Origin of the sequence: Bacteroides acidifaciens, assembly GCF_024623065.1 — a bacterium.
In the GTDB taxonomy this organism is placed as follows: Bacteria; Bacteroidota; Bacteroidia; order Bacteroidales; family Bacteroidaceae; genus Bacteroides; species Bacteroides acidifaciens.
In genome coordinates, this window is the sequence record NZ_JANJZR010000009.1 from 21606 (window position 1) to 45453 (window position 23848).

Sequence of the window (23848 nt, forward strand, 5' to 3'; positions counted from 1 at the left end):
AATAAAGATATTGCAGAACATGCGTTAGTCCACATTCATTTTATATCTTACCATGACATTGCCATCGGCTTCAACTTTACAGTTTTTGCCATGAACATATACATAAACTTTAGCCATATCGCTTTGCCTTACATGTAGTATAGCCCGATCATATACACTCACAAAAACTTTGGCACAATCCTCCACTTCAAGAGTCAATTCACTATCATGCCGCAAATGGAGAGTAGCGGCTGCAAATTTGCTGAAAGAAAATTTGCCTGAACATTTACCGTTCAGCACATATACACCGTTGTCACCTCCGGTCACTGGTTCATCAACAAAAATATGGTTTTGATGGAGCAGACTCCGGTCAAAATTACCTTTTATATATTCCACTGTCGGATAATCGTGCTCAATACAAAAATCAATGCCTCGTATATACATTTCAATTAGTTCTTGCTGGCTTTTATTGTTTTGCCAGTCACCTTGCCATTGTGTGCAGAGGCCATACGATACGGCATGACCTCTCAATTCACTATTCAATCTGTTCATAATCATACATTAAACTTGTTTACACCGTTTATATTCCTATGCAGTATATCTCTGATCTCTTCCACAAATTCCACATTCTTTGCTGTATTTATCTGTATCATTGTCAGTTGTCGCAATTGTGCTTGTGCTATTACATTATAGGCCGGGAACAATTCTTCAACCAATCTGCGTACATACTCCCGTTTGACACTCACGTCAGCCCGGATTGCATTTATATAAGAAGCCAAAAGGTTAGCGGTATTTTCAGTAACATTCTGTATGCCTTTAGATAACCCACTTCCATTTTCTTCTTCCTCTTCTTTCATGCTGATACCATATTTCTTTTCCATATAGTTGTTCAGCTTGTCAAGCATGGAATAGTAATCATCGGTTTTCTCACTCACTCCCATTAGATAGTCCGCAATACTTTCCAACTCCCTTTCGTCAAGGGAGAAATCCTTGCCGAAATAACCACTCATTCCATCCTCACCGAAAAGCATCTTCTGAAGCTGTTGCATGGCCGGTTCCAAAATACTTATTTTGAGAATGGAGTTCATGACATCACCCATAATGTCGGCAACCTTATTTTTGAAAGCTTCGGCACCATCCTCGCCTTTCTGCCATGCCTCATACAAGGCATCTCCCAACTGCGAAGCCCAGTCTTTCAAATTAATGCCATAGAGAGATTCAGCCGTTTCCTCGGCAAAATCCTTTATTTGCTGTTTCATCTCCGCAATCTGATTCTCATAATCAGCTACCTTGCTATCATCCGTCTTCTTTTTATCAATTTCAGCTTGCCGTTGTTTCTCCAACTCTGAAAGTTGTTCTTGCATCAAGGCACGTTGATATCCGTATGCACCACCTTCATCGTATGCCGAAACACGTTTTTGAAGTTTTTCCGCTTCCTGCTTATATTTCTGCAAAGACATCAAATCGAAGATGTTGATCTTTCCCTTATTGCGTATTGCCTCAATCTGATTATTTAATTGATTCAACCGGGTACGGTCATTTTCTGCATCTACAAGTTTTAGTTCCGTGCCACTGCCCAAGAAACGTTCAAGAATACCGTCAATTTGTTCGTATATATATTGCAACTGTTGAGCACGAAGTTTACTCTTTTCAATAGCCTTATCGAGTTTCTTATCATGCGCTTGTGCTATCTTCCCAATCCAGTTTACAGCTTCACCGGCAGCGGCAGCAATACCACCAACTATTCCACCTTTGGCAAATCCCTGCCCGATATTGCTTATAGAAGACATGGCATCCTGCACATTGCCCATCGTGTCGGCCATGCCCTCATTGCCCAAAGCATCGAACATGGAGGACATTTGCCCTGCAAAATTGCCGACAAGATCAGCGCTTTCAGCGGCACTTTCTCCTATGGCTGCAATCTTTTCTATGGTACCTTTTTCATCTTTATCTCCACTGGAGAATAAAGAACGAACATTTTTTATGAGAGTGGCAAACGGATTCTTCTGTAATCCGGCCTTATACAAGTCTTGTATGGCTTTCTTTAACTTCTCAATTTGAGAATATTCTCCTGAAACATCAATCCTTTTACCATTCTCATCCAAATACCAAGAAGTAAAAGCAGTTGGCTTTCCATTCTTATTTTTAGTTACAGAAGCATTATCAATAATCTGTTGAGCATAATCGGATGCTTGCTGTATTTGTCCGTATGATTTATAGGTTTGATCTCCAAATATCTGTTCCCATACCGGAAGAAGTTCAAGTAGCTGTCCCCTTAGCTTTGCAAGTTCCTCCTTATATTCAGTGAAAAGAGCTTTTTGTCCGGGAGTCATACCTTCAACATTACCAATAAGTTCACTATTTTCACCAATGAAGGTGCCAGTTAAGGGAGCATATTTCTCGCTTAAATCCCGTATCTTTTCAGCGATAGATTTGTATTTGTTGAGGGCAATAACTTCTTTCAGCTTTACTTCCAAGCTATCTTTTTCAATAGCATCTTTGGCTTCTTTCCATGCACTGAAAAACTGTTTATACAAAACACTGTCTTTACCTCCAAGTGATTCTGTGGCCTTTTGCTCGGTGAAAGTCAAAGGTATATATACCCCTTTATCCTTCATTTTCTTAGTCACCTTTTCAGCCAATTCCTCGGATTTCTTCTCATATTCAGACAATGCTCCGAAAGCGTATAAAGAAGCATCCTTCTTACTTGCACCGGCATTGATAAGCTGCTTGTATATATCCCATTTCTTCGAAACATCAGATACGTACCTTTCAAGTTCTTTTGTAGCCTTATCCGAAGCTTCTTTCATAGCATTGGCATCAATATCTAAAAGAACTTTCCGTATAGAAACTTTCAATTCCCTACGCTCTTTGGTCTTATCGTCAAGCTGGTTAAGAATCTTATTCAATTCATCCCGATAATTGGAAATATCCACTGGTTCCTTACCTTTGAATAAGGAGTCAAAAATACCTGATCCTTTAACCTTATTGGCAGCTTCTCCCTTTCCAACAATGTCAGTCCACTTCTTATATTCAGAATATGCCTCCTTTAGTAAGTTTACCCGTTCTTTCAATCTTTCGGCGAAGGCATCCTTTTTGCTCTTATCCTTACTTGGATCAGTGAGAGAAAAACCGATTTCTTTGGCTCCTTTCTCGCCGGCTTGCATTATGTCGAAAGCCTTTTTATAATCTGATACAATTTGCTTCTGCCAGTCAGGGAGTTTTGACAAGTTAATAGCTCCAATACCTGACAAATCTATTCCGGCTTTAATCAATACCGGCTTCAATTGATTTGTTGTCTCTTTAGCTTCCTTATACGCTTTTTGTATTCCTTCAATAATTTTCTCTGAATCCGTAGAAACCTTTATTTGGGCTTCAAATTGCCCATCTGTAGCTTCATTGAACTTTTTCTGCAAATCAGAAAAACTTTGACTGGTTTCTGTATATTCAGCATTAATTTTGATATTGAACTCTTCTTCAAGAGTCTTCTCGTTAAAGAAGTCTCGCATATATTTCGGCATCTTCTCGAACGTATCAAAGAAAGAACTTATATCCAAACCGATAGCTATTTTCTGCGCATCACTCAAATTGTCCAAATCCCAGCCGGCAGCTTCCAGTCTCGACTTGTACCCAGATAGGAAGTCCTTCATATCCGGCAATACATCTTCCATATAAATACGCTTAGAATTTTTCCACGCTTTCCGCAATTGAAAAATATCATCTCTATATCCTCCAGTGAAAGGCAACTCATTATTCAGGCTGGCCAACGCTTTAGGGTATTCTTTGAGAATGGAAAGCTGCTCTTTCAACGGTTTACCCGAAGCTGCTTTAGCAAAATCATCATGTTTGGTTATAACTTTCTGCATGGCGGTAGAATACTCGATATAGCTGCTTGACATGCGACCAATAATCTTATTTACCCGTTCCTCCGCTTTGATGTAGTCATTGATATTTTCAAGAAAGCTGTCATCAAAATAACCGTCAGTCGCTTCATTGGCATGTTCAGAAGTACCTCTTATGTCGTTCAACAGTCTATAAGCCTCTTTTGTATCATTCAAAGCATTCCGAAGCAATATATATTGTTCTGCAAGGCTTTTAACTGTATTTCCTTCATCATCAGTCTTAAACGTTTCATTAAAAGTATCTGCCCAAATCGGAGAATAATCCTTTAATGCTGTTTTCATTTCTTCAATGGAAGAAATCAGTGAGGCATCATTCGCCTTAAAAGGATCAACATCAGCAAATTTTTGAGCTTCTTTCGTTAAATTCTTGAAACCGTCTTGTGCTCTCGTTGTCAATTCGGAAATACGCTCGTTCATTTCGTCAGCCTTTTGCCCGGACTTATACCATAATTCAGCAATGGCAGTAAGCCCAGTAAACAGAAGCATGTATGGATTAAAAAGCAAACCTTTTAATGCAACTCCTACTTGTTTTATACCATAACCCAATGAGATCATGGCTACACGCCATTTACTTGTTGAAAGTGCAGCTGACATTTCAGCACGAGATATACCAAGTACCTGCACAATATGGCCGACTTGTCCTGATTTCAATTTTCCAAGTGCCATTAACCGCAAGGCATACTCCTTAGTTAAAGCTCCACTACTTGCCAACGCTTTCCAATCTGCGGTTGTCATGGTATTACTTGAAGCTATAAGTCCTTTTTCCGCATTTGTAAGTGTACGATAACTGGATGCGACAACAAGATTGGCTGCTGCCTTTTGCTTGGCAGCAAGCGTACTTTTTATAAGAGCTGCACTTTCATTCCCAATCAAGCGGTTTGCACCAAATGTCGCTACCTTATATACTCCAAAGGCTCCAATGGCAGCTTCGATAGCCGGTACAACTTCTTTCCAATTTTGTGCAAGGGTGGTAAGGCTTTCGGCAGTCCATTTCAATGTACTACCCATTGACTCCGCAATATCACCAAGCATAATGTCAATCGCATCAGCCAAGTTCTTCCATTTGGACTTAACTGATTCTGAAAGAACTTCCTGCATGTTATTAAACATGCCACCATCATCCGTAAGTTCCCAAAGAACATCTTTTACATCCTCAAACGTAACCTTCTTTTTCGAGATCATATCAAGCACTTCACCGGCACTGACAATGCGGCCTTCCAACTTGCTGAATCGCTCGGCCAGTTTATCCACCATAGGAATGTTCGCTTCCGTCAATTGTCGTAATTCCGTTCCTTTCAAGAATTTAGCAGCCTTTATCTGACCGTAGGCCAATATGATACGCCCCATATCAACACCTACACCGGCTGATATATCAGCCAGCCTTTTCATGGTATCATACAATTCATTGTATGGTATAGAATATGCGGAAAGTTGCTTGGCATACTGATTCAAATCCATAATCCCGAATGGAGAAGCAACAGCCAGTTTCTTAATTTGATTGAATATGGTTGTAGCTTTGCCTTCATCTTGCAGAATAGAGGCCATTGCAATTTTCTGATTTTCCAACTCACCACCAATATCAACCACTGCACGCAAAAAGTTCTGTGCTGCATAAATGGAGTATAGCCCCAAAAATTCATTTCTTAATTGTCCGACAATACTCAATTGACTGTTCATTGCTCCATTCATATTGAGAGTGGCTGTCATGTGCCGTCTTGCTGCATTGGCTGATCTCTCACGGGCATTAGCCAAATCCAGTTCCGCTTTGGCGGCACGGGCGGCTCTTTGTCGCGCAAGCTCACGTGCGGCTGCGGCAGAAGCTTCCGCTTTGGTTTGAATGGCTGCGGCTTTGGCGGCGCGTAAATCACTTGCTGTAAAGTTTGTATTCAACCCGGCGGCTTGCAAGGCGGCACGAACAGCTTGTGTAGTACTGGCCTTATCCACTACCACATTGATCTTAAACTTCTCACTTTGAAGCAAAGTCTTCATATCACCAACCAACTTCTTCTTGTCAAAACCCACATCAAGTTTTGCCTGCAAGTCTTTGGTGATTTCCGCTTTCAATTTTTTACGTTGTTCCGCTGTCTTATCACGGAATAAAATATCGAAGTAAAGGTTTCCAAGATCAGCCATATATTATTGTGTTTGTATTACTTATAATCATTGATATTAATTGCTGTTTCTCCATTGCCATACTTGTCTTTCCAGCGTTTGGCAGCATCCTCTATATCACTTACGGAAGGGGATTTGAAGTTTTTTGTATCGTGTTTCTTTCCCTTGCTGTCTTTGTCACAATCTGTAACCACAATAGACACATCCATTGCCAACAATTCAATTTGTGCATTTGTAAGTACCCAATAAATACCAAACAAAGGTTTACTTATTGGAATCCCAAATAGTCTCAAAGGCTCTGTCAACCACGGATAGGACTTGCCTATTTCCCACGTTTGTCCGTAGCTGGTTCGTGAAGGATATGCTCTGCTTCCTCTTTTGTCATTGTCATCATCGTGTCCTTCATCGCGGTCAGATATATGGTAGCTGTCAAGTAATCTTCCACTGGAATTTTTTTTTTGCCGACAGCTATAACCTTCATCAGCTCATGATCTCCATATTGTTTGATATAAAAGAACCAACGCCACAAAAAGGGATAGAGGAACTTGATTTTCCAATATCCATTCAAAATGATAGCGGCTGCACATTGGCAGCTGATCTTATCATCATTCCCTGATTTCTGCATCGTACTGGTGAATTTGCGTATAGTCCCTCTTTTCAGCCACGAAATACCATATTTCTTCCCCCTGACTTCCACATAATCCACACTGTCTTCCATCACATCATTCAATAATCTCTCATCCTCTGGCTTAGGAAGTGTTATATCATTTTCTTTTGTCATATTTTATTGTGTTTTATACGAAAAAAGGTGGTGGCCGGTATCAAGTAGCTCACCACCTTTTCATTGATATGAATTTTGCAAAGTGTCACATTCTAATCACTTGCACCGGGTGCCTTTTTACGTAAAATATAGATGGAAGCACCCTTAGCATCGTTCAATGGAGAAACAGATACATTAAAGTACCCCGGCTTGTCCTGCTCGCTGACAAGGTTGCTATATCCCTCAATATTCGGTAAAAACAAGGCTGTTTGACGGTCTTCACTACGCATGAAGAGGCCTCCGGTTACTTTCTTCGGCTCGATATTGTAACCTTCACCCTCATAAGTTTCGCCATCAATGGTAGCAGTCATAGTCACTGTTTCCGCTTTCTTGTTCAGTAACAAGTCATTGATCTTTCCTGCCACGGAAGGCACTTGAAACTGAATATCAGAATCTCCGGCATTAGCAACGGAAGTCCAAGTGGCTCCGGTTGTCAATTTGATCTTGGAAATATCGGCTGCTCCGGTATCAAATGTTACTCCATCAGAGAGTACCGGCAGCTCCATATCAAAAGCCGCTAAAGTTGCGAGGTCACTATTGACTTGGGACACATAATAGACCTCCTTCATCTGATTGAAGAGTACCTTTAACTCTTCCAGTTTGGTAGTAATAGAAATCTCTGCCATAATCGTATTTTTTTTAAGTTTGTGTCATTTGTTTATTATTAGCTTCGCTTGTATTATTAAGGAATGAAAACCGAGTCCGTCATTTCCTCCGGGAAGTAATCGTGGACTTACAGCTGAAAACAATTCCGTCACTATTGGAAATTTTGAAACCACTTCCATTTGCATTTCATCTAAACGGACTGTATTCTCAATACCATTTGAGCGATCATGCGCAAAAACGTTAATCTGACAGTAAGTGTCTTGGTAGGTACTTCCTTTATCTTGGATAGTTTGTGGCAGTCGGATAACAATAAAGTCCTTCATTGCCTTTTGTTCAGCAGCCGGACGATCCGTTATAAAAACTTTTTCACCAATGCCGGTTACTGCATCAGCGATTTGTTTTAATATATCCATACGTCTATAAACTATCCGTCCCATTATCTCATTGGTTTAAAGTTCTTGAACAATGTGTTTTGTGCCCTTTGAAATATTCCGGTCAGAACATCTGCATTCAGCACATTCTCCAAATAGGTTGAATATTCAGTACCCGTACACATTACTATCTCAAACCCTTTACGTGATTCTGACTTATATTTTTTCAAGAAATCAAAGGAGAATGCTTCACCATACCCCTTATCAGTTTCCACCGTTCCGGTAAAACGTCTGCTCTGATTATCATAACTGACACCTACAAATGTTTCACCTTTAGTCAGCTTCACTCTCACCGGCTGTTTCATTGAATCACCACTACAAACGAAATAGGAAAATCTACCGTCCATGAATAATCCGCACGCATAACTGGTTATTGTATTACCCGTAAGATTCTGAAAGCCGGACTTATTATCAAGTGCATCTTGGATAAGGTCTTCACAACATTTAATCAAGACATCAAAGATATATCCTGAAACAAGTTCCTTTGCTTTTTTCATTCCTTCGTCAAACAATATGTCATTACTCCGGTTATCCATAGGTTAATTCTTTGCAAGATTGAAATACACAGTTGTTCCCAAATTTCCAGCATAGCTATCAGTAACCATACATTGAGTGAAAGTGCCTTGTCTGTCCGTAACATCTATTAAATCACCGGCCAATATTCCTTCAACAATTCCGGGAAGGCTCAACAGATAATCGCTTTTTATCACATTATTAGTTTTGAATGTTCTCAAATTTGTACTACCTTCCTTTCGGCATATACCTTCATATAAGATCATTTTCTTACCATCACTGAAAGAATCCTCACCTATAATTCGGTAAACAGTACATTTGTGCGGATGCCGTGGATTGTTCACTTTCATACTCAAAAATTGACAATTCTGATTTTACTACCCTTTACAACTTCTTCATCCCATTTTTCATACAGTTCTTTCGCCATTTCACGTAGTTGTCGCTTGTCGTATGCACTGGTCTGCCAACCCCCTTCCTTATGTTTCCATCCCCCGTCACTGTCTTCGGTATCATTCTTACTGCTTGGAGTGCTTGCACACCACATGTAAATATCGGCAGTGGCAAGATCAAGCTGTCTTTCAGTCAGTTCACTTACCATTGTTCCAAAAGCGATTTTCCGCTTGACAAGAACCCTTTTGAGGGCGTTATCCGCTATTTCATAAGCGGTTGCGCCACTCAAAAAGTCCTCAATGGTCATATCTTCCGTATGAAAAAGTTCCTCACTCATTCTTGCATGAAGTTAAGACTTACACGGTCACAGTAGAGATAAACATATACTGCGGCATTCTCGGTACACACATTTGGGCGGCTTCACTTTCAATATAGATTGAATGAGTTTCAGGATTGGCTCTCTGTGTCAGTTTCAAACGTCCACCGTCATAAGAGGCGACCTTGTTTGCCTCATAACCCAAAGTCAAAGGCTCCACACCTTGAATTGTACCAATCTGACCTACCGGTATAAAGGCAATATTGGTAGCCTTGAAGTTCTCCACTTGTTCAGTGATAAGATCAGGCTGTCCGTCCGCATCCTTACCGGGTTTGTCAACAAAAGCATAGCTGTCACGTGGTACGATTTCATCTACCTTAACCAGTTTTTTGAAAATGGCTTTCAGGCGGTCTTCATCTTCATTCTGTGCATTGGCAATAACCGTACTATCATCCGTTACAGTCGGATAGAGGGAATGACCGATACGTTTAAGAACTGCGGTATGAGTCATTAAATCATCCCACAAGTCCTGCGCCAGCTCCATCCTGATCTTGCCTAAATAATGATATTTACGGCGAATCTCTTTCACTCTGTTCTTTATATCCATAATCGGATCAGAGGCAGAGCCTTGATTTGCCGGAATATGTTCATCCTTAGTCCACCAACGGCTTGTACCGGTCAATACTTGATAATGGTTTTCAGGGATATTAAAATCAATAGTGATACCTTTCAAGCCACGTGGGTTGTTATCAGTATCAATAGTGAACTTACCCGTGGAAACAATTCTCATTCGCTGGTGAGTAAGCGCATTGTAATACGATCCGATAAGACCGTCAGCACTTTCATCAAGCAAGCCCAAGAATACATTCTGCATCTCTTCCGTCAATGCGGACATGCCTACCCGTTGCAACAGTTGTAATTGTTGTCTTACAGTCACACGGTTCAAACGATAGAACTTCTTTTGAGTCGGGATGTTACCCGTCCGTCCTTCGAGTTCTCCCAATGCAGCTTCATAGCCCGGACTTTCCGGATCAACGTAAGCTGGCAGCGTTTTCACGCCGAGGCTCGTAATAAGCTGGGAGAAAGTATAATCCAACTTGGTTGCTTCAAATTCAAAACCATCAATTTGGAGAAGGTCATACTTCTCCTTGTAACGGTCAATAAATTCTTGCCAAGTGTCCCCACCAAGCCCATATTCGATAACCCTGTACAAATCAATAGGAAGTGTATTCATACAATTGTCGTGTTTTAAATGTTATCTTCAAATTCTTCTACTGCACCCATACAATTTGAGGAAGTGTAGTAATCTTTTGCAGGATAGCAACCACTTCTTCGTCAAACATGTACTGATAAATCTCTCCGGCATAGACTACTGTCCCACTGGCCTTCGTGTTTTCACTGGCTACAAGAACATCTTCTTGCAAATAGCCATTAATACCAAGAGTGGTAATATCTGATTCAGCCGCCTTGATCTGTGCGTCCGTATAAGCGGTGAATGTCTTACCTGAAAGATCAAACTTCACAGCTGTACCGGCAGGAATTTTGCCAACCGCAACCCAATCGGAAATGTTGCTCACCATACCACCGCCCGGATAACGGTGACGGATTTCACGCCACACTTTACGGGCATGTCCGTATTTCATGGTGTTCACATCAAACGTGTTACCCATCGTTCCCATACATTTACTGTTTTAGAGTTAATAATTTCAATTCTTCTTCCAGCCTTCCTTCTTGCCTTTACGTTCAAAGTATCTGCTGGCTGCATTGTGTTGTGTTCCACCTGAACCGTCAGAAGTTCTTGGGGCAGTGCCATATCCCCTGCACGCTTTATATTCTGCATCATATTTCGGCAGAAATTCAGAAACCAGTTCATCCACAGTTTTCTTGGTATCGAAAGTTACCCCTTGTAAGGTCTTGCTCAACACATAATCATCATTCGCTTGCTTGGTCTTCATTGCAGCCGTAACCTTCTTTAGCAGGTCAGCTTGAACCTTTTTGCTGTCTTCTGCATCTAAACGTGCTTCCAATTCTTTCAGCTTCTTCTCCAGTTCATCATCGTTTTTCGGTGGTACCGGTGGAGTTGGAGGTGTCGGGGGAGTCGGTTGGGGCTTATAGTTTTTCTTAAAGTCCTCAACTTTGGTTGCGACATCGTGGTTGTATTGCCCTTGCATCCCTTTCAGAAAACCCACTGCTTTGTTCCAATAAGCCTCGTCAGGCTCCGAACCTTCGGCTATGGGATTAAGTTCTACATACGTCTGTAATGTCTGCGGTGAAAAACTGGTTTCTCCAAGTTTCTCGCTTAATGTGGATAAGATTTTTTCTTGTTCCATCGTGTTTATTTTGTGTTTATGTTGAATAAAAAAAGAGTCAGACAATGCTTTTTGCATCAATCTGACTCTTTGGTCTTATTTTTCATTTAATAGTGGGCAGTATTGGACTCGAACCAATGAAGACGAAAGCCAATAGATTTACAGTCTATCCCGTTTGCCACTTCGGTAACTACCCGTTTTGCGGAAGCAGAAGGATTCAAACCTCCGAAGCCTTTCAGCTTGCCTCTTTAGCAAAGAGGTGGTATCGTTCACTCACCCATACTTCCAATATGCGGCCTACAAGACATCTCTGTGAAACCACCGCATTTCCCTTGTACTTCGGACGTTATTCATTTTGTGTAGCGTATCAGAGAATCGAACTCTGGTTTCCACCGTGAAAAGGTGACGACCTAACCGTTAGTCGAATACGCCATTTGTTGAGATACAAGGATTTGAACCTTGAATAGCAGAACCAAAATCTGCTGTGTTGCCATTACACCATATCTCAATATGCGCGAAGAGAAGGACTCGAACCCCCGACAATCAGATTTGGAATCTGACGTTCTTCCAACTGAACTATCTCCGCTTCATTGCGCCCGGTGATAGAATCGAACTACCAACCTTTACATTAACAGTGTATTGCTCTACCTATTGAGCTAACCGGACAATATACCTATACTCACCTGACCTGCGATACCCCCATTATGGCGTACCTGTGGGAATCGAACCACACCGTATAGGTTTTGTGGAAAGAGATGAAATCGAATCACCTTAACCGGATTTTCAGTCCGGCGCATACACCACGTCTGCCATCTTTCCATATTCTCCCTTTATCCCCATACGCCGCATCGAAGGGAGAAACAATGCGGCAACTCCAACTATTGTTGCGGAGATTCGACTCGAACGAATGACCTTTGGGCTATGATCCCAACGAGCTGCCAGCTGCTCCACTCCGCGATATTATCCTGAAAACTACTTTGTACCCACAATATCCACATTTATGTAGCTCTTGCATCTACGACACTTCACTCTCAATATAACAACACCATTGACATAGCTTATATCAGTTAGTTTCTGACCGCATATCGGACATAAAACTATCTTGTTGTATATTTCCCTTTGATCTGCATCTTTATCCGCACTAACTTTTATCATACTCCATGTTTTCGTTGCAAATATATGTACTGGATTTCTTTTCTCAAAACATTTTTGATATTATTTTCTATTAAAATGTAGAAAATAATACTCTTTATACGTATTTTTGTACTGTAATATTAGAATCAGAGCTTATAGGCCGGTCTCCACATGTGTAATGTGAGGATCGGTTTTCTTTTTATGGAGAAATATAGTGGAATAAAAACGGTTAATGCCAGTTTGGTGCTTGATTATGAATATATCCAAATGTTAAGGGACGCGGATAGGAAAATTCCTAATCCGAATAAGATAATCGCACAAGGTGGAGGGCAGGAAAACATGCTTTCCACCCCGGCTGATATTACCATCTGTGGGGGATGCCGTGGGGGAAGTAAAACTTTTACTCTTCTTATGGAAACATTGAAAGATATAAAAAATAAAAACTTCCGTTCTGTTCTTCTCCGGCATGAGATAGACGATCTCTCTGATATGGTAGAAACATCATCCACCTTATATGATGATTTTGGGGAATACAACAAGTCCAAAAACGACATGCGTTGGAATTTCTATAAAGGTGGATTTTTAAAATTCAGCTATCATGCTGACACACTTGACGATTTCAAAAAGCGTTTTCAAGGTAAACAGTTCGCATATATAGGTGTGGATGAAATAACCCACATGGAATATCTCAAATTCAAATACCTTATCACTTGTAACCGTAACGCTTTTCATATCCGTAACCGCTTTATTGGAACATGTAACCCTGATCCTGACAGCTGGGTTGCAAAATTCATTGACTGGTGGATCGGAGAGGACGGTCTTCCAATCCCGGAACGTGATGGCAGAGTCCGATATTGCTTTATGGACGGGGACAATGTTTCAGGTATATATTGGGGAGATACCCGTGAGGAAGTATATGAGCAATGCAAGGATATTATACACGCCTACTGGAAGCCGGAGTATGAGCAATATGGTACACCACAAGAACTGTTTATCAAGTCAGTTACTTTTATTGAAGCAAAACTTTCCGATAATGTAAAACTGATGTCTTCTGATCCGACTTATTTGGCTAACCTTGTTAACCAGTCAGACGAACAACGCGCACGCGATCTTGACGGTAACTGGAAATACAAAGCTGCCGGAGATGATATAATAAAGCTGACTCACATGGAAGCCTTATACCGCAATTCCATGCAGATAGGTGATGGAATACGCCGGGTATCGTGTGATGCGGCATTTGAGGGTGGCGACAGTCTTGTCATGTGGCTGTGGGAAGGATGGCATATAAGAGACATATTTGTTTGCAAACTTGACAGCAAGAAAACAGTCGATACCGTAAAAGCAATGCTGGAAGAATGGCATGTAAGGGAAGAATGCTTCACCTATGACCTTAACGGACTCGGACAAATATTCAAAGGTTTTTTCCCGAATGCAATCCCATTCAACAACAAAGAAGCCGTGGAAGAGAAATTCAAATACATCTATGCGAATTTAAAATCACAAGCGGCATATCTGTTCGCACAAAAAATTATCAACCGGGAGATTTCCATTGAACCGACTCTTCTTGAACGCAAGTTCTCCGGCAAAGGGTTTGAGAAAGTTCCCCTTAGACAGATTCTCGACAAGGAAAGGAAAGCGATACGAAAGGATGAAGACAGTGAAGAGAAAGGCTGGACTATTATCAAGAAGATTATAATGAAAAAATTAGTAGGCCATTCTCCCGACTTCATAGAGGCATTGCTTATGCGAATGATTTTTGAAATTAAACATAAACGCAAACACATAAAAGGTTTAGGATTAATATGATAGCAGAGATTCTTACAAAAAAGCCTTTTGCAAGGGTTACTCCCGAAGGTTACTTGCAAGGCAGGATTACGAGCGATTTAAGAAACGCATCGTTCACAAACAATAGTGAGAGGCTGACATGGCAACTCATTTCGCAGGCTGATTTTATCCGTGAGTTTTATCCTTCAGGGCACAAGATCAATTCGGAATTGTTTTACCCGGATAGATTGAAATATGACGAAGAGAAGAAACGGTTCTTCCGAGAAAAAGTGTTCCGTGCCTCTTTTCCCTTTCAGATGATAATCACTATTCAACAGCTTGTACATCTATGTGGCAATGACATTCATCATGAGCTGACCGATACCAAAGTCGATGATAGTTCACGGGAAATATTTCTCGAATTTCAAAAAGGATGGCTGGATAAGAATATGGAAATTGCATTTTACGAATATGCCAAAAGTGTAAAAATAACGGGAGATGCAGCAATCGTATTCTATATGAATGAAGGTAAGGTATTCACCAAGAATCTCTCCTATTTTGATGGTGACACTCTTTATCCTCACTACGACTCCATAACCGGTCAAATGACACTGTTTGCCCGACGATACAGTGACTATGACGAAGAGGGAAAGGAACTCATTTCTTGGGTAGAAGTGTGGGACAATAAAAAAATGTACCGTTACCGTCAGGATAAAAGGGGAATAGTCGGAGCAATAAACAAAGTGAAACAGTATTTCGGTATTGAAGGATATACATTAGTGGAAGAACACGATCATGGATTTGCCGAATGTCCGGTTGTATATTATCGGGACAAACACGGTGCTTGCTGGAGCTTTTCACAAGATAATATCGACAAGTACGAACTGGCTATTTCCCATTTGTGTCAAAACAATATGGCATACGCATTTCCGATCATGTTACTTAAAGGAGAAGATGTTGAAATTCAGGGAGATATGTATGGTGCGGTAAAAGCTATCACTATGGGGAAGGATGATGATGCAGGCTTTATGAACCGTCCCGAAGCATCACAATCATTTGAACTTCAAATTAATACATTACTTAAAATGATTTTCATGGGGAGCTTTGTTGTCATGCCTCCCGAAGTAAAGTCAGGAGATTTGCCGGGTGTTGCTATCAAGCTGATATATTCACCATCCTTGGAAAAAGCCATGATTGACTGCAAGGAATTTGACGAATCAATAGACAAAATGAAACGGCTGTTTCTGCACGGATATGGAACAGAAAAAGGCCAACTTACCAAATTCCTCAATTTGAAAATTTTTTCGTGGGCAGTTCCATACGTCCACCAAAATGCAGCCGAATTGGTATCGAACTTGGTACAATTAGTCGGTGCTGGTATTTTATCGAAAGAAACCGGCTCGGAAGAATCCGGTTATGGGAAAAACAATGAATGGGATCGTATCATGCGTGAATATAAGGAACAGCAACAAGCTGACTTGCTATATCAACTGAAAATCAAGAAAAATGAAAGTAAAGAGGGTAATGCAAAATGAACTGTACCAAAACGCGGAGCGCGAAAGCAATCTCGTACTCCGCGCTCCGAATCCAATGTAACTATACATCGGAAAAAGCCGCCTCTGCCTACATAAAATAGACAGAGGCTTTACTTTTTCAACAACTTGGTTGATAAGCTTGTGTTATAACAAGTCAACTTCTACATTGCAAATGTAATGAATGAGTTGAATATGACACTACTTTCGATACAATTTTTTATTATAAGGCTTTCGAGGATATTTCCGGTTAAGCTTCTTTTGCAGATCATCACTGATACTTTCATTCAGAAGAATTTTAGAATTTAGCACCCGGACTTCTCCAGTAAGTTCCATAATAGTTTTGGCTTGTGTCGCATTTTGTTTTGAAAGCTCAACATTGGCAATAGCCAGTTTGCTGCATTCTGATGTAAGATGATTGAGTTTCTTTGTGCTGATTAATGATATTCCAAACATAATATTCTGATATTTAATCTATTAAATAATTATATTGCTGATACGGGAACAGCAAAGCATTTACAATGGCCGTGATACGGTGGTAATTTGTCCCATTCCACATGAAATCCGACTTCATCGTCACAAATGTTACAAGGATAGGAGCTGCCACGCATGACAAAGAACCCTATGGCTCCACTGGCTTTAGCTTGCAATTCCCAATGCTTCATCCAACCCTCTGCCACAGCATACTCCGTCAAATCTGACAGTGCAGTCCAAGAGCTTACAGTACGTCCTACTCCAAAAGACTCCTGAACACCGATTCTTGAAATAATAGAATAACCCTTTGAAATAGCTCTCTGTATATGCTCATTAAGCAATGGCGTTTTTACCGACTGCCTGATAGATGAAAGTAGTTTGTCTTTGGAAAGGTTCAGTAGTAATCCAGCGGCAATGGCCGTTTCAACCTCCTTTGAAAACCGGTCAACATATTCTCTTGCGCGTTGTGTGAAGGTTTTGCCGTATGATTCTCGCGTTATATATGTTATGATTACATCCTTATTGTCCTCATGTGTCGCTACTGCCAAAGTATAAGTATAGTCTTCAATTATTTCAAGAAGGGATAAAATTATGGCATCCACTTCCTCCTGCAACTGTCTGTTTGCTGCAAAACGGAATAATTCAGGGCTGATCTTGTACCGGTATGAAATATCTATAATTTGTTTTGCCGCCTCGATCATCACAATTTGAAGATTAGTGCGCATGGACAGCTCCGCATCCAGACGTTGACGGAGATATTCTTTGGCCTCTTCAATTTCCTTATCAGTCGGTATCCTCATTTTTACGTTCCTCCTTAATACCTTCCTTGATACTATTCATGCTTCTTTCTTCTTCCAGTATCTTGGCATCATCTTCCGGTGATACCGGTTGCTGCAAGCTTCGTAGCCGTTCGGTAAGATCAGAATAGCTTTTAAAAAATTCTTCCATAAACTTAACATCGGGAGTTGCATTACTGATAAGGAAACATACTTTGATCCATGTTTCTAAATATTCTCGAAGTTCCTTATTGTTGGCTAACTCCCGAATCCGAGAGAACATTCCGTTGTCATCCCGAAAACGCATACTCCAAAAACCTGACACTGCCTTAATGCTGATCCAGTCATGTTCACTACCATTATCTCTCGTAACAATAAAGTTACCTACCTGAATACCGTTTGTTTTTTTGCCCATACATGTCTTTATTTAATTGTTTCTCAATATATTGTTTCCTTTTATAGCGCATTTTTCCAATATCAAAGTTATACCTCCACCATTTTTTCCTTATGCAAAACAGATGTGTCGGAATTGGAATGCCCAAATGCACATATCTATATGCAGCCTTTTCCTTCCAATTTCTACTCATAATCAAACATCTACAATTTCAAATTCATCCGCATGTTTTTCTCCAATCCACAGTCTTTTTTGATTTTCAGTAGCCGTCTCATAAATTCTTCCTCTCTTGGAAAGATTTCTTTTCCTGAAAATAGCTTCTTCTCCTAATTCGTTATACATTTTTATTGAAGGTGATAATCCCTTTGCCCTGCAAAAGAACAGTCCCGTTTCCTTATGTCTAAATTTTACTGCCATTCTTATTCCTCCCACGGATTTTCATCTTCTTCCTCAACGTAAATCCGTTTTAATTTGTCCGATACTTCTTTTAATTCACGCTTCATTTGATTTATATGAAATTCAACTGGCATAGGAATTTCCAATGCTCCCCGCAGGTTATCAATTCTTTCAATAATCTCTGCAAATTCATCCGGTGCGATCATACTATTTGGTTCTTATTTTTAATTGTTTGATAATCTTCTCCACAGCGTCCAATTCAAAAACTGTTGTTCTTTTCTCCATGTGGTACGTCCCTTCCAGTTTCTTCTCCCGGAACAAACGCTGGACTTGATAAATGCTTAATGACAAGCAGGCCGCAAGTCCTTCATGGGTATAGGCATATCGTTTGCCATCTTTGTAAACCGGTTTGGCGATCCTTTGCTTATAGTTGCCCCGTAGGTCTTCCCGTTTCTCATAATAGAGTTTTTCCGTCAAGGCTGTTCCATATAAGCCATATACCTGACCGTTCGGGGTTCTTTTTTTGCGATAACCGGCTTCCGAAAGAATACGTCCGAATACTGTCACATTCTCTTCTTTGGCATTATTGTCCTTACACCATTTGCAGTATTTCCGGTACAGAATGGCCGAAGACATCCATTTGGGTTCAATATCGGCAATTTCCTCATATCGGCACAGATAGTTCATTTGATACATGAACTTCATTACGGTACTACTTTCCGACTGATATTCATCCATGACATTTTCAAGTTCCTTACTGTCCGTCAACTTATAACCATTGGCGATAAAACGGTCACGACCTTCCAATATCCAGTTGAATATAGCCGGGTATTCGGCTTCCAAATCCCGTGACAGTTCTTTTTTCTGCCGGGCTTTGGGTATCTCCACTTCAAAAGGAATAATGCAAATACGCCGTCTCATTCCATAGCTCCAATCTTTCAAATATGGCATTTGGTTGGCATTTGCCATCAACAAGGGAATATTGTAAGCAGTAAAGTTGTCACCATAAATAGGCCGGGCTTCGGTAGGCTCACCACTAATAAGACTTTTCAACGTGTCACTATCCTTACCAAACTCTAACGCTTGTATTTCAGAACAGTAGTTCAACCGCTTGCCATTGATGAAAGCGATATTCTTTTTTCTTTCATTTCCAGTAATCAATGCACCTATACCGAAATTGCTGACATTCTCCCGGCCAAGTATGCCCATGATTGTTTCAAAAACCACACTTTTTCCATTGGAACCGGAGCCACGAAGAACAAGCATTGTTTCCATTTTCGCCACACGCCGGTCAACGAAAATACTTCCAAGAAATTCCTGCAAAACTTTTTGCATGTTTTTGTCCGGCAAAACTTCATCCAAAAACATTCTCCAAAGAAAGACATGTTCTTCCGGCTTGTAGTCATAGGGAACGCATGTGGTCTGTACCCAACGGCGGTTGAAAGAATGCGCACGGCGAGCACTCATATCAAACACGCAATTGTTAAATACCACAATAGCATTATCAGGTTTCAAGGCTTTTCCTGCCACTACACGCTTACAGACTTTCAATACGCCTTCCACGCGAGAATAATCGCCATTGGGCATCTTGCATTTACGCATCAAGTCATATATCAGGTTGCCAAAATCATCCCATGCCATCTCTTCATATATCCGGCCACTGAAATAGTAAGGCGTACCATTGAATTTACAAATCGAAGATCGTATAATGGCTGCACGCATTAAGTCCTGCACAGCATCAACACGAGCTGCACTCTTGGACTCTTGTAAGGCAGCATCCAGTTTCTCGCCTTTCATAAGTCCAAAGACCTCATTCAACAACTTCCTATACTTTCCCTTCTCCATGTACAATCTATGAATTTGAATATCCGGCACGAGTTAAAGCCTCAACCATATATGCTGACAAGTTATTTATGGCAACATCACCTAAATATCCGCATCGCCACAAATCAGCACGCCAATCCTCTAAAGACGTGTCACAAGGTATATGATATTTTTGCATAATATCTCGCATCACCGCACAATCTTCATATCTTTCCTCTTCCTGCGCTTTTCTGAACACAGAAACAAAAACGTATCGCCCATAATCAAACAATATAGACTCAAACTTATTCATATCATCATTTTTATACCCGAAAACAAAGCATTTCTACTGTTTTTATACTATTTTTCAAGTGTTTTTATGCCACAAATATAGCTTATTTTCTACATAATTACCGCATAAAAGCTATTATTTTCTACTTAAATATAGAATAAATACGCTTTTTTTGAAGTCTTTTTTGTTATATTTTTATTGGTTTCATCATTCAATATCAATAATCGCAAAATATTGATAAACAAAGGAAAACGGCTCTATTTCAATAGAAAATACAGATGAAACATTCTCTCTGATATGTATGGTTTATGTAGGGTTTTAAAGGCAACTATACATATATAACATATTGAAATACAAATCAATGGAAAAATAGTGCATAGTATGTATAGTTTTTTATGCAAACCATATATTATATATTTTTTTCCATACGCAATTTACATATAAACTATACATACTATACATTAAATTTCCATTGACCTAATAATGAATGATTTACACATGTATAGTTATGAAGTAAACTATACATATACTATACATTTTCAGAAGTAAAACTATACATCGGACATTCACTTTTGTAATTTATCATTGGAAAAGCCTTAAAAACATCCATTATTGGCTCCAAAAAAGAAAAAAAATAAAAATCTTGACCGGGATTGAAACATGCTTGGTGTCTTGGGTAGCCGGGGGGGTGCCCTCCCTGCTTTCATTATCCAGTTAACCAGCAAAGAAGGAGAAAAGCCGCGTTTTGTCTTGATTCTCTTTATATTATACCTATAATATTAAATATTATCCGGCTTTTCCGCTCCTTCTGCTTTCCGCTTTGCTCGATCAGCTATAAAAAGGCTGCATCTATAACATTGCAAAGGTAGATAATAATGTACTGTTTCCTCTTCTTCCGTGTTTTCGTCCTTCTTCATTTGCTGGAGATCGGCTATTTTCATTAATACATCCGCGCGATCTTTGCCCCTTAAATAAGGTAGGGTTTGTTCGAGGCCTGATAAAACAGCGTCTTTATCTCGGTATTGTACAACATTCCCGGCTTTTTCTTCCTCTTCTGTTTCTGTGTTTTTCTTTTTCTTCTTGCTTTTGGGGCTATCATTGTCAGGAAGGAAGGCGGCGCGGTTATCTTCAAAAGACCGTATTAGTTTATTAATGCCGGGTTTATCCTTTGCAAGTTGGGCGGCTCCGCGTTGCGCCGTTTCTATTTTGGTTGATCGTGGTCTAAATATAGTTGCGTATGCTTCGCCACGACTGGCACCGGATGCAACAAGCATACAAAAGAAAACATCATCCGGGGTTAATTGATAAATTTGCTGTAAATCTGTTACGCGCTTACTGTACACCATATAAAACGATATGAAAGAGTTTATTATATTGGCGTCTCGCGCTCTGTAACTTGCTACAAAGTTAAACAAAGGCTATAAATAAAGCAAATAAGCGTATTTAAACACCTATTTTCTATAAATATTTCCTTACTTCTTAAATACTTTATATTTATCATCATATTATTTATTAATTTATTGATAATCAATATATTATATCAATATTAATAAATGTAAAAACGGAGCATTTTATTAAAAAATAAAAGTACATTTTGTTTTGTATTACAAATATTATTCGTATCTTTGTAATACAGAAAAGGAGATAAAAGACCGGATCACCTTCCACAAATTCCGCTTTTACTTCTTCTTGGTTGAGTGTTTAATTTAAAATATAAGATCATGGAAGTATTACTAAACTTACAAAACAAAAATGTAACGCTAAACGCCGTACATGTAGCCCCAGAGGGCACAAACTGTTGCAACCGTTTGAAGGTTCATTTTGATGTGTTTCAAGAAACGGCGAAAAAAGCCGCTATTATAAGACTATCAACGGCAAATAGTTTTGAACTGATTCACTATCAAGATAAACATATAGCGTTATTAATTCCTTTTGATCGCATTCAAAAGATTTCATATTAATAAAAAACCGGGTCGAGTTTGGCGACTCTTCCCGGCCTCCCTTTAAACTTTGCGTTTATCGGATCACCTTCCACAGTGATAACGCAAAGTTAAGGGAAAAACAAAGACAAACCAAGTTTCACCCTTTAAATTTTGCGTTATGAACACAGATTTATTAATTATCTATATTCGCAATTCTCGCGATATTTACGCGCTTACTGAATGGCTGCAAAATGCACTCTTGAAAAAAGTAAACCGCGGTTTAACTCCTTCCGTTGAATATCTTGCAAACTGTTCTACTATGAAAAAGATCGTCCGGATGGCGGCTAAAATGCTTTCCGATCAGGATCATAAGACCGCAACCAAGCAAGAAAAAGAACAAGCGGCAAGAGAACACGCGGCCTATATTATCGGATGCGTGGAATATCTTTCTAAATTCTAATAATAACTATTTTTCCGGGGTTGTCATGGCTCCGGGTTACTTCTTACTTTTCATTATTCACCCTTTAAAACTTTGTATTATGACTACTACAAATAGACTTTGTTACACAGTATCAAAAAGATATATTCAAGCCGGGACAACCTTTGAAATCAATGTTAAAATATTACTGGCTGATGATTGCAAAAATAATATATGCGATTGGAGTATAACGGCGGATATTTACGAACAACGCAAAAACGGGCGTTTCGTTTGGTGTGCTGGTGGTTGCTGCCATGAAGAAATACTAAAGCGTTTCCCACAGTTTAAAATGTTCGTTGATCTTCATTTGTCTAATCATTACGGCGCGCCAATGTACCCAGTTGAAAACGGTTTTTACCATATTACGAACAGCAGCAAAGAAACTGCAATTAACTATTTGCGTATCACGGAAACGGAATATAATTTGCTTCATCAGGCAGAAGATAAACAATACTTTAAATACCTCCTTTATATGCTCGGTATCGTTGAACGCTGGAAAAGAGAATCTAACGAGGCTTTAAAAAAGCTGGAAGAGTTAACCGGGCAAACATGGGAAAACCCATATAAGCCGGAAAACGAACGTTTTACTTTGAAATTGACGGACGAAGAACGTACAACTATAACTAACAGAATAAACGATGGTTATTATCGCCCTGAAGCTGTACAAGCGCGAAAAGACGAAGAAAAGCGCAAAGCATACGAGAAAAAACGCGCTAAAATAATTAACGATTGCAAAAAGAAACAACAAAAGGCCGAAAATGAAAAGCGGGTTATGTTGGCCGTTCTTGATGCCGGGTTATCAGTTAATAATGTGATATATTACGATCATAGTAACGAGCTTGTTTTTAATTGGAAAGACTACGAAACAAAAGTAACGGAGAACGATTTTAATAAATTCGTTTCCAGTGTTAACCGTTCTTTGTTGCCTGCTGGCATAACTTTTAAAATGAAATAGCCATGTCAAAATACACGATAACCAATCAAAAAGAGTTACGCCGATCTTTTTGGGAGTTCTGCAAAGAGTTCGGAGGCGAATTTGAAAGAGAAGCCAACAAAAAGAAACATTCTTTTAAACTGGATTTTAATATAGCTTTCGGAGAATATAAAGACGGACTTTGTAAAGATGGCATTATATCGCAAAGTTTATACGAACGTGCAACACTTTATTAATAATAAGCTATGTTTTGTTTAATGCTGCTTTTATTCGGTGCCGTGGTGTTTATCTCCGGCACCGATCCCAAAAAATTAAAAGACTTCATAAATAAAAACGATCAATCAGACAAATTTTAAATTTATGGAGAAAAAGATATTATATCATATTGGGTTATATGGATTTAGAAAACTTATAGTTTATGTAATTAAGGATAACGGGGATAATAATACATCTATTGTTAGCCTTAACAAAGACGGTTCATTCCCTAAACACGTTTGGAACTGTAATTTGCATAACATAAACGAATAATACAAATATTCCACCGCGCCGGGCGGTTTCCCGGCATTCCTTT

General features: G+C 39.7%; 26 protein-coding genes and 8 tRNA genes. 6 read left to right on the forward strand and 28 right to left on the reverse strand.

Annotation, left to right across the window (positions count from 1 at the left end):
• Positions 1 to 24 precede the first annotated feature (24 nt).
• From NSB03_RS04110 to NSB03_RS04205, 20 genes are all read right to left on the reverse strand, one after another.
• Positions 25 to 537: a hypothetical protein gene (locus NSB03_RS04110; RefSeq protein WP_024987264.1), complete on the reverse strand. Its 513-nt coding sequence runs from the start codon at positions 535 to 537 to the stop codon at positions 25 to 27.
• Positions 534 to 6014: a tape measure protein gene (locus NSB03_RS04115; protein WP_257466234.1), complete on the reverse strand. Its 5481-nt coding sequence runs from the start codon at positions 6012 to 6014 to the stop codon at positions 534 to 536. The genes NSB03_RS04110 and NSB03_RS04115 overlap by 4 nt, the downstream gene beginning before the upstream one ends.
• A 17-nt stretch (positions 6015 to 6031) precedes the next feature.
• Positions 6032 to 6253, reverse strand: coding sequence for a hypothetical protein (locus NSB03_RS04120; protein WP_004327374.1), 222 nt, complete (start codon positions 6251 to 6253; stop codon positions 6032 to 6034).
• 62 nt (positions 6254 to 6315) lie between these two features.
• A complete protein-coding gene (locus tag NSB03_RS04125; RefSeq protein ID WP_024987263.1) occupies positions 6316 to 6774 on the reverse strand; it encodes a hypothetical protein in 459 nt (152 codons plus the stop codon).
• Positions 6775 to 6866: 92 nt separating this feature from the next.
• Positions 6867 to 7439, reverse strand: a complete 573-nt coding sequence (locus NSB03_RS04130; RefSeq protein ID WP_024987262.1) for a hypothetical protein — start codon at positions 7437 to 7439, stop codon at positions 6867 to 6869.
• 24 nt (positions 7440 to 7463) lie between these two features.
• A complete protein-coding gene (locus NSB03_RS04135; RefSeq protein WP_257466235.1) occupies positions 7464 to 7832 on the reverse strand; it encodes a hypothetical protein in 369 nt (122 codons plus the stop codon).
• A 23-nt stretch (positions 7833 to 7855) separates the two neighbouring features.
• Complete coding sequence (locus NSB03_RS04140) at positions 7856 to 8386, reverse strand: hypothetical protein (protein ID WP_024987260.1); 531 nt, start codon at positions 8384 to 8386, stop codon at positions 7856 to 7858.
• Between the two features lie 3 nt (positions 8387 to 8389).
• Entirely contained in the window at positions 8390 to 8584 is a 195-nt protein-coding gene (locus tag NSB03_RS04145) for a hypothetical protein (protein ID WP_257466236.1), read from the reverse strand.
• A 131-nt stretch (positions 8585 to 8715) separates the two neighbouring features.
• Positions 8716 to 9090, reverse strand: a complete 375-nt coding sequence (locus NSB03_RS04150; protein ID WP_008673428.1) for a hypothetical protein — start codon at positions 9088 to 9090, stop codon at positions 8716 to 8718.
• 19 nt (positions 9091 to 9109) lie between these two features.
• The gene (locus tag NSB03_RS04155; protein WP_257466237.1) at positions 9110 to 10303 is read right to left on the reverse strand and encodes a major capsid protein; all 1194 of its coding nucleotides are present in this window, start codon (positions 10301 to 10303) and stop codon (positions 9110 to 9112) included.
• A 37-nt stretch (positions 10304 to 10340) separates the two neighbouring features.
• A complete protein-coding gene (locus NSB03_RS04160; RefSeq protein ID WP_229032981.1) occupies positions 10341 to 10748 on the reverse strand; it encodes a hypothetical protein in 408 nt (135 codons plus the stop codon).
• 27 nt (positions 10749 to 10775) lie between these two features.
• The gene (locus tag NSB03_RS04165) at positions 10776 to 11399 is read right to left on the reverse strand and encodes a hypothetical protein (protein WP_149951613.1); all 624 of its coding nucleotides are present in this window, start codon (positions 11397 to 11399) and stop codon (positions 10776 to 10778) included.
• A 93-nt stretch (positions 11400 to 11492) separates the two neighbouring features.
• Positions 11493 to 11574: transfer RNA gene (locus tag NSB03_RS04170), tRNA-Tyr, on the reverse strand.
• A gap of 6 nt (positions 11575 to 11580) precedes the next feature.
• Positions 11581 to 11665, reverse strand: a tRNA-Ser gene (locus NSB03_RS04175).
• 73 nt (positions 11666 to 11738) lie between these two features.
• A tRNA-Glu gene (locus NSB03_RS04180) sits at positions 11739 to 11810 on the reverse strand.
• Between the two features lie 5 nt (positions 11811 to 11815).
• Positions 11816 to 11886: transfer RNA gene (locus NSB03_RS04185), tRNA-Gln, on the reverse strand.
• Positions 11887 to 11891: 5 nt separating this feature from the next.
• Positions 11892 to 11964, reverse strand: a tRNA-Trp gene (locus tag NSB03_RS04190).
• A 7-nt stretch (positions 11965 to 11971) separates the two neighbouring features.
• Positions 11972 to 12044 (reverse strand) — tRNA-Asn (locus NSB03_RS04195).
• Between the two features lie 80 nt (positions 12045 to 12124).
• A tRNA-Phe gene (locus tag NSB03_RS04200) sits at positions 12125 to 12197 on the reverse strand.
• A gap of 65 nt (positions 12198 to 12262) precedes the next feature.
• Positions 12263 to 12335 (reverse strand) — tRNA-Met (locus NSB03_RS04205).
• Between the two features lie 348 nt (positions 12336 to 12683).
• Here NSB03_RS04205 and NSB03_RS04210 point away from each other — a divergent pair.
• Both NSB03_RS04210 and NSB03_RS04215 read left to right on the forward strand, forming a co-directional pair.
• Positions 12684 to 14318 (forward strand): terminase large subunit domain-containing protein, encoded by a 1635-nt coding sequence (locus tag NSB03_RS04210; RefSeq protein WP_005794423.1) that lies wholly within the window; start codon positions 12684 to 12686, stop codon positions 14316 to 14318.
• The gene (locus NSB03_RS04215) at positions 14315 to 15811 is read left to right on the forward strand and encodes a phage portal protein (protein WP_024987256.1); all 1497 of its coding nucleotides are present in this window, start codon (positions 14315 to 14317) and stop codon (positions 15809 to 15811) included. The genes NSB03_RS04210 and NSB03_RS04215 overlap by 4 nt, the downstream gene beginning before the upstream one ends.
• A gap of 198 nt (positions 15812 to 16009) precedes the next feature.
• On the opposite strand, the gene NSB03_RS04220 is transcribed toward NSB03_RS04215, so the two are convergent.
• The 8 genes from NSB03_RS04220 to NSB03_RS04255 all read right to left on the reverse strand — a co-directional run bounded on the left by NSB03_RS04220 (position 16010) and on the right by NSB03_RS04255 (position 21289).
• The gene (locus tag NSB03_RS04220; RefSeq protein WP_004327387.1) at positions 16010 to 16264 is read right to left on the reverse strand and encodes a hypothetical protein; all 255 of its coding nucleotides are present in this window, start codon (positions 16262 to 16264) and stop codon (positions 16010 to 16012) included.
• 29 nt (positions 16265 to 16293) lie between these two features.
• Positions 16294 to 17082 (reverse strand): hypothetical protein, encoded by a 789-nt coding sequence (locus NSB03_RS04225; RefSeq protein WP_024987255.1) that lies wholly within the window; start codon positions 17080 to 17082, stop codon positions 16294 to 16296.
• The gene (locus tag NSB03_RS04230) at positions 17066 to 17473 is read right to left on the reverse strand and encodes a hypothetical protein (protein ID WP_024987254.1); all 408 of its coding nucleotides are present in this window, start codon (positions 17471 to 17473) and stop codon (positions 17066 to 17068) included. Before NSB03_RS04230 ends, NSB03_RS04225 begins: the two co-directional genes overlap by 17 nt.
• Positions 17474 to 17647: 174 nt before the next feature.
• Entirely contained in the window at positions 17648 to 17869 is a 222-nt protein-coding gene (locus NSB03_RS04235) for a hypothetical protein (RefSeq protein WP_128824322.1), read from the reverse strand.
• A 2-nt stretch (positions 17870 to 17871) separates the two neighbouring features.
• The gene (locus tag NSB03_RS04240) at positions 17872 to 18054 is read right to left on the reverse strand and encodes a hypothetical protein (RefSeq protein WP_024987251.1); all 183 of its coding nucleotides are present in this window, start codon (positions 18052 to 18054) and stop codon (positions 17872 to 17874) included.
• A 1-nt stretch (position 18055) separates the two neighbouring features.
• On the reverse strand, positions 18056 to 19693 hold the full coding sequence (locus tag NSB03_RS04245) for a DNA primase family protein (RefSeq protein WP_257466238.1): 1638 nt from the start codon (positions 19691 to 19693) through the stop codon (positions 18056 to 18058).
• 7 nt (positions 19694 to 19700) lie between these two features.
• The gene (locus tag NSB03_RS04250) at positions 19701 to 19964 is read right to left on the reverse strand and encodes a hypothetical protein (protein ID WP_024987250.1); all 264 of its coding nucleotides are present in this window, start codon (positions 19962 to 19964) and stop codon (positions 19701 to 19703) included.
• Positions 19965 to 20722: 758 nt separating this feature from the next.
• The gene (locus NSB03_RS04255) at positions 20723 to 21289 is read right to left on the reverse strand and encodes a hypothetical protein (protein ID WP_004327397.1); all 567 of its coding nucleotides are present in this window, start codon (positions 21287 to 21289) and stop codon (positions 20723 to 20725) included.
• Between the two features lie 375 nt (positions 21290 to 21664).
• Here NSB03_RS04255 and NSB03_RS04260 point away from each other — a divergent pair, with 375 nt between their 5' ends.
• The 4 genes from NSB03_RS04260 to NSB03_RS04275 all read left to right on the forward strand — a co-directional run bounded on the left by NSB03_RS04260 (position 21665) and on the right by NSB03_RS04275 (position 23513).
• A complete protein-coding gene (locus NSB03_RS04260; RefSeq protein ID WP_004327398.1) occupies positions 21665 to 21904 on the forward strand; it encodes a hypothetical protein in 240 nt (79 codons plus the stop codon).
• A 139-nt stretch (positions 21905 to 22043) separates the two neighbouring features.
• The gene (locus NSB03_RS04265) at positions 22044 to 22325 is read left to right on the forward strand and encodes a hypothetical protein (RefSeq protein WP_004327399.1); all 282 of its coding nucleotides are present in this window, start codon (positions 22044 to 22046) and stop codon (positions 22323 to 22325) included.
• Between the two features lie 79 nt (positions 22326 to 22404).
• On the forward strand, positions 22405 to 23298 hold the full coding sequence (locus NSB03_RS04270) for a hypothetical protein (RefSeq protein WP_024987991.1): 894 nt from the start codon (positions 22405 to 22407) through the stop codon (positions 23296 to 23298).
• Positions 23299 to 23300: 2 nt separating this feature from the next.
• Positions 23301 to 23513, forward strand: a complete 213-nt coding sequence (locus NSB03_RS04275) for a hypothetical protein (protein WP_024987990.1) — start codon at positions 23301 to 23303, stop codon at positions 23511 to 23513.
• Positions 23514 to 23848: the final 335 nt, after the last annotated feature.